Raw genomic sequence first — 6,486 nt, 5'->3', positions numbered from 1 at the left:
TTGGTAAAATGGAGGTAACATTTTCTATAGATGGGGTTGTTTAACGATATTGACCCCATCTTTTTTTACCATAAATCGGTCAAACCTTTGTTAGCTATGGGTTTTAACGGGGTTGTCACCCCGTCAGCAGGGGCTTCGGGCTTTTTCCAGCTATGAGTTCACGCTTGCGCTGGTGGCGCGGGGCCCCAAAGGTTGTGAAGCGAAAAACTTTGTTGTGGAGATCCCTTGACAGACCGATTCCTGATGCCGGTACAACAACTCAGTTCTAAGAAATATCTTAGTTCTCAATTGATGCCGGTAAAATAAGGCATAGGACAATGGGAGTTATCCGTTGCGAGTCACGCCCAAAAACTCAAAAGTGATAACTCACAGCCCAAAACCAAAAACTCCCCACCGCTTTGAGTCGATCGCACATCTCCAATTTAAAAGCCCTATGATCCTCTGTCCCCGCTGCCAATTTGAAAATCCCAATCTAAACAAGTTTTGTCAACAATGCGGAAATTCCCTAATTTACAAACCTTGCCATGAATGCGGAGCCCAAGTCGCTGTTAGCGCCGCATTATGTCAAAATTGCGGCACCGCAACAGGTCAAGTGTGGCGGGCAATTATCTGCAGTCCGTCGAAATTTCTAGCAGTCCCGCCAGACCAGTCAACCATACCCCCAGCCGAATTTGCCCAAAAAACCGACAACCTTCTAGAAACCGCATCAGCCCAAAACTCTCCCGAACCGATCGCCAACCCGATTAAAACAGAAATTACCGCCGACGCAGCAACAGCCGCCGCACCAAATTCTCCGCAGCCCGATGCCGCCGAATTCAGCAGCCCAGAAAATATTGACCCAGAAAACATCGTGGAGGCGATCGTCCCCGCATCCTGGCAAACAGACCAAAAAAGCTCTATAACAGCACCAGAGCGCGAAATAACCCCATCTGAAAGCAATTTCATCGCAGCATCACAGCCCGCTCCGAGCCCACAAACAACAGAGAGTCCCGAGGTCGCATCTCCCCAACCCCCAGAAATCCCCGTCCCTAATTCCGAATATTTAATTTCTTCCCAGCCTGCGGGAGATTATCTAGACAGCCAGCAGCGTTACCAACTCCTAGAAACCCTGCCGGCGAGAAAACCCTCAGACACAGTAGCAGTAAAAGTATTAGACACTCAGCCGCTGCAAATGTCACCGCTCAAAGCAATGCTAGCAGCCAACTCTGCCAGCGTCGCCAAACGAACTTCTCCCTACAAAGCAATCAAAGACGGAGAAAATTCGACCAATTCCGCCTTAGCAGAGCTTTGCCAAGGCATAGCCGAACCTTATCTAGCACTCCGCTGGCAATTCTCTCACAACCTGCCAGTCATTCACGATAGCTGGTCAGACAACAAACAGGCAGTGCTGCTGCTAGAAAACTGCTCCCAATGGCCGCTGCTGGTAGAACGGTGGAGTCAGCCGGAAACATCCACCCAGCAAATTGTGTACTGGCTGCACGAAATGACAGAACTGTGGGCAGCCCTAGAACCCTGGCGCTGCCGGCAAAGCTTGCTGGAACTGACAAATTTGCGAGTCAACCCCGACACTTCCTTTTCCTTTGCCTCTTTGCGGATGCAATACCTCTATCCCGAACCCGCCGGCTCAAACCTGCAACTAATAGATTTGGGGCAACTGTGGGAGACGATATTTAACCAGTCCGCTCGCACTCAGTTTGGCGCATTGCTGGAACTGCTGCAACAAATGTACCGAGGCGAGATTGACACCATCGAAGAATTGCGATCGCGCCTAGAAACCGTTCCCCTCGAACTCCAAACCCCACCAGCAGCAACCTTAACCCTAACCCCCACCCGTTTCCAAAATAGCATCCCCGACAACTCGCCCCCCGACGCTGGCGAAGTCTTAACCCAGCCCATGCCAGTCCAGATGTACAGCTTAGAAGACGCAGGCCTCACCGATGTCGGCCGCACCCGCGACCACAACGAAGACTTCTTCAGCATCTGGACTCAGATAGACAAACTCGAAACCTGCTTCGGTCGCATCTTTCAAACCAAAGGGCTTTACATTCTCTGCGACGGGATGGGCGGACACGACAGCGGAGAAGTAGCAAGTCAACTAGCCGCTGAAACCCTCAGAGACTTCTTTCAAAACTGTTGGGAAAATCAACTCCCCCAGGCCGACACCATCCGCGAAGGAGTGATCCTCGCCAACAAAGCCATCTTTGAAATCAATCAAAACGACAAACGCTCCGGCAGCGCCCGCATGGGTACAACTTTAGTCGCAGTCTTAGTTCAAGACACCAAATTCGCCGTGGCCCACGTCGGTGACAGCCGCCTCTACCGACTCAGAAAAGGCCAGCCCCTAGAAAAAATTACCTCAGACCACGAAGTCGGACAGCGCGAAATTAAGCGCGGGATTGACCCGGAAACTGCTTATTCCCGTCCCGACGCCTATCAACTAACTCAAGCCCTCGGCCCGCGAGACGGTAATTTTCTCAAGCCTGACGTGCAGTTTTTAGACTTGTGCGAAGATACTTTATTGATTTTGGCCTCCGACGGCCTGACAGATAATGATTTGCTCGAAACTAATTGGTCAAGCACTCTCGAACCCCTGTTGAATCCCCAGACTAATCTGGATCGCGGAGTTGCCGAGTTGATTGAATTAGGCAACAAATGCAACGGTCACGACAACCTCACGGCAATTATCATTCGCGCCCAGGTAGGCGCATTTCGCTTTTAGATTTTGGATGCTGTCCACTGTTCCAAAGCAGCGCCCTCGTCCGCTAGGTTAAAACTGTAATTGTTGGGCTATCTGGAACAGCAACGGCTTTTTCCGGGCAAGGCTTGACTTTCTGTCCTCTTACCTGAATTCCGATTTAATTAAGTGAATGCTTAATCTATCTACGATCAAAAACTTGTTGTGCTTCCGGTCATCGGCAACCAATGCTGCTAAAAAAACGAGTTTTTGATTGTGAGTCTGACAATCTTTTGCTCGATTGGGAAAACGCAGCGATTATTCGATCTCTCATTTCCATTATTATCGGTTAGTAAGGATACGCCGTTCTGAATTCGTGCCTGTAGACTGGAAGCAACCGACTCCCGAAACAGAAGCAGGAAATAAAATAAGTTTCAAATGTGTCCTTGATGTCAGTCTTGTCCACCTTATCTAAATCTTACCGGGCAGAATTAATCCTATGAATCGAAAATGCTGCTGACTCTTTTAGATCCAGAAAAACAGACCCCCCTGCAACAGTGGAGTTTCGAGAGCGAGTCCATTGTCCGCATCGGCCGCTCTCCTGAAAATCACGTTGTGATCCCCAATGCTCTTGTGTCGCGCGAACACCTGGAATTGCAAAGAGTTAAAAGCGGCACCGACAGTCAGTGGTACTTAGTCAATTCGGGAACAAATGGCACTTTTGTTAACGGTATTCTGATGTCTCAGGGTTGGATCTCCGACGGTGTGCTGATCCAGTTGGCGCGGGGCGGCCCAACTCTGCATTTCCAAGCTGTCACGATTGAATTCGGCGGCAAAATTGAGGCGATCCCTACCGCCCATACTGCCACCCCGAGGTGTACCCACGCGGGAAACCCGCCGGGGAATTTATTCTGCATCCACTGTGGCGAACCGATTAAAGTCGATCGCACTATCCGTCACTACCAAGTGCTGCGAACCTTGGGCCAAGGCGGTATGGGGACAACGACTTTAGCTTGGGATCGAGAGAAAGCCAAAGCTCAAAAACCCGGAAGTTCTCCCGCAGCTTCTTTGGTAGTCCTCAAAGAAATGAATGCTGATATGGCTCAAATAGGTAAAGCTCAAGAACTGTTTGAACGTGAAGCTAAAACTCTCAAGGCCCTCCACCATCCGGGAATTCCTCAGTTTTTTGACTTTTTTGTCGAAGGGGGGAAAAAATATTTAGTAATGGAAATGCTTCACGGCGAGGATTTAGAAAAACGCATCTACAACCGCGGCCCTGTTGCTCCCAAACAGGCGATCGAGTGGATGATCCAAACCTGTGAAATTTTGGATTACATTCACTCTCAAAAACCCCCGATCGTCCACCGGGATATTAAACCTGCTAATTTGCTGGTACGCCACCGCGACAATGGCATTACAGTGCTGGATTTTGGTGCGGTTAAAGAAATCGGCACTCCACCGGGCACTCGCATCGGCGTTGAAGGCTACACCGCACCGGAACAAGACCGGGGACAACCTCTCCCTCAGTCTGATTTATATGCGATCGGGCCTACTTTAATTTTTTTGCTGACGGGCGAAAGCCCTCAAAAGTTTTATGGCAAAATAACTCAAGGTTACGGGTTTAAGCTGGAAAATATTCCGACGATCGCACGTTCGTTGCGCGAGACCATTTTGCGAACCACAGCAACTAAACCGGGCGATCGTTTTCAAACCGCTAAACAATTAGCTAGAGCTTTAGCAGCTTGCCTTTAAGAGAAGTCATTAGTCATTAGTCATTAGTCATTAGTCATTAGTCATCAGTCCTTAGTGCTATGTCGTGAGCGATAGAACGATCGATCGAACGTCCAACGCCCAACGTCCAACGTCATCAGGAAGAAGTTAGAAGCGGCAAATTTATTGATAAATTTACCCGATCGCCTGTTAATTTCTCCCAGATACCAAAGCCCTCCGTCTGGGCTGTTATTCCTCGTCCCAAGCTTCTACAGCGATCAACTCGCTAACGGGGTCTTGCATAGAAAAATCAAACTCTAGGAGTTGCTGTTTCCAGTAAGGCCATTCGTCCCCATAAAGCAAAGCTATTTTCCAAATACTGTCTGTCGGCTTGATAATGTCAGACGTGACGAGAGAATGCACCTGACGCTGGAACTTAACCATCGGCTGTATAACCTGCTGGCTCATAATACCTCTTGAATTGTTTAAATCTTGTGTAATTACCACTTCCCAGCGCACACTCTTTATCGCAGTTTCGCCAAGAACCGTCTAGCCAAGATACGTGTAGATTTTTTTCGGGAAGCTACATATTCAACTTGTATCTTAACACAGTTCGTTTTGACAAGGCCCTATAAGCAAGACTGAAGAGTCAAGATTGACTTCAAAGAATTAATCATCTTTAAAAAGTCGCGCTATATGCTGTCGAGCGGCCGTGGGAAGTTTGCCGCCTCGATTGTTTCCACATATCATAGCATATGCTGCAAAGGCTGCGTTCGGCTTATTTTTGACAAGGCTGAGTTGGCGATCGACTGAAATTACTCTTTCGCTGCTACAGTCTAATTTCCACTTTCGGGCGAGTCAAGCATTCGTTTCAACTTCGGCGCTAGTGAAAGCTGCCAGAGTTGGGACTCAACTGCATAAACTAATTATAGCTCTAATGACGGCAAAGGTGGTCAAAAATGGTTAGATAATGTTGAGCGGAATCCGCGCGACTGTCGGTAGAACATTCTAGGCCGCCCGACGCGTGCCAGCAAGTTCCCAACCCATAGTCCTAATGCACTAAATCTAAAATCTAAAATCTAAAATCTAAAATTGCATGACTTGGACAAGGCGACACATTCTCACTCTAGCTGACTTTACCTCCGACGAATACGACACGGTGCTGCAAACTGCGGCCAGTTTTCGCGAGGTGCTCGGCCGCCGCACGAAGAAAGTGCCGGCCCTGCAGGGTCAAGTGGTCGCGAATTTGTTTTTTGAACCCTCCACCCGGACTCGCAACAGTTTTGAATTGGCGGCGAAGCGGCTGTCGGCGGATACGCTGAATTTTACCCCTGGCAGTTCTTCTCTGACCAAGGGGGAGACTATTCTGGATACAGCTAAGACTTATCTGGCGATGGGAACGGATTTGATGGTAGTCCGCCACGAACAAGCTGGAGTTCCGAGCACAATTGCTTCGGAAATGGATCGGTTGGGTTCGAGAGTCAGCGTTCTCAATGCCGGAGACGGCCAGCACGAACACCCGTCCCAAGGTTTGCTAGATTTATTTACTATCTGTTCTCTGTTAGATAGCGAAGGCCCGCGGCTGGAACTTTTAGCGGGCAAAAAAATTTCTGTGGTGGGGGATATCTTGCATTCGCGGGTGGCGAGGTCGAATATTTGGAGTCTTACGGCTTCTGGGGCTGAGGTTCATTTGGCCGGGCCGCCGACTTTGCTGCCGCTGTTGTTTGCTGAGTGCGGTGATGTTCGTCCAGGTAAGTTATTTTTGCACTGGCAGCTTGAACCTGCTTTGGCTGATGCTGATTTTGTGATGACTTTGCGGCTGCAAAAGGAACGGATGAGCCAGCATTTGCTGCCGAGTTTACGAGAGTATCATTCTTTGTATGGGGTGACGCGCGATCGGCTCAAACTCTGCAAGCCGGATGTGAAGGTTTTGCACCCAGGCCCGGTTAACCGCGGTGTGGAAATTAGCTCGGATTTGATGGACGATCCCCAATTTAGTCTGATTTCTCAGCAAGTTACCAGTGGCGTAGCGGTGCGGATGGCTTTACTGTATCTGATCGGCGGCGGTAAAGTTTAGCTTGTGGGCTGTTAGTGATTCTCAG

The 6,486-nt window shown here is 49.2% G+C and carries 4 protein-coding genes; 3 read left to right on the top strand and 1 reads right to left on the bottom strand.

Features of this window, described 5'->3' with window-relative positions:
- The first annotated feature begins 433 nt into the window (after positions 1–433).
- Together IQ263_RS07170 and IQ263_RS07165 are read left to right on the top strand one after the other, a co-directional pair.
- A complete protein-coding gene (locus tag IQ263_RS07170; RefSeq protein ID WP_228049861.1) occupies positions 434–2,719 on the top strand; it encodes a serine/threonine phosphatase in 2,286 nt (761 codons plus the stop codon).
- Between the two features lie 465 nt (positions 2,720–3,184).
- Positions 3,185–4,426: a protein kinase domain-containing protein gene (locus IQ263_RS07165; RefSeq protein ID WP_194066821.1), complete on the top strand. Its 1,242-nt coding sequence runs from the start codon at positions 3,185–3,187 to the stop codon at positions 4,424–4,426.
- A gap of 207 nt (positions 4,427–4,633) precedes the next feature.
- Here the strand turns inward: IQ263_RS07165 and IQ263_RS07160 are convergent, their stop codons facing one another.
- Complete coding sequence (locus tag IQ263_RS07160) at positions 4,634–4,852, bottom strand: DUF4327 family protein (protein ID WP_006631282.1); 219 nt, start codon at positions 4,850–4,852, stop codon at positions 4,634–4,636.
- A 628-nt stretch (positions 4,853–5,480) separates the two neighbouring features.
- Here IQ263_RS07160 and IQ263_RS07155 point away from each other — a divergent pair.
- A complete protein-coding gene (locus IQ263_RS07155) occupies positions 5,481–6,461 on the top strand; it encodes an aspartate carbamoyltransferase catalytic subunit (protein ID WP_194066820.1) in 981 nt (326 codons plus the stop codon).
- Positions 6,462–6,486 lie beyond the last annotated feature (25 nt).

The sequence above is a fragment of the Tychonema sp. LEGE 06208 genome (genome assembly GCF_015207505.1).
In the GTDB taxonomy this organism is placed as follows: domain Bacteria; phylum Cyanobacteriota; class Cyanobacteriia; order Cyanobacteriales; family Microcoleaceae; genus Microcoleus.
Note: the sequence above shows the minus strand (reverse complement) of the source record. Positions and strands in the feature narration are given on the sequence as shown.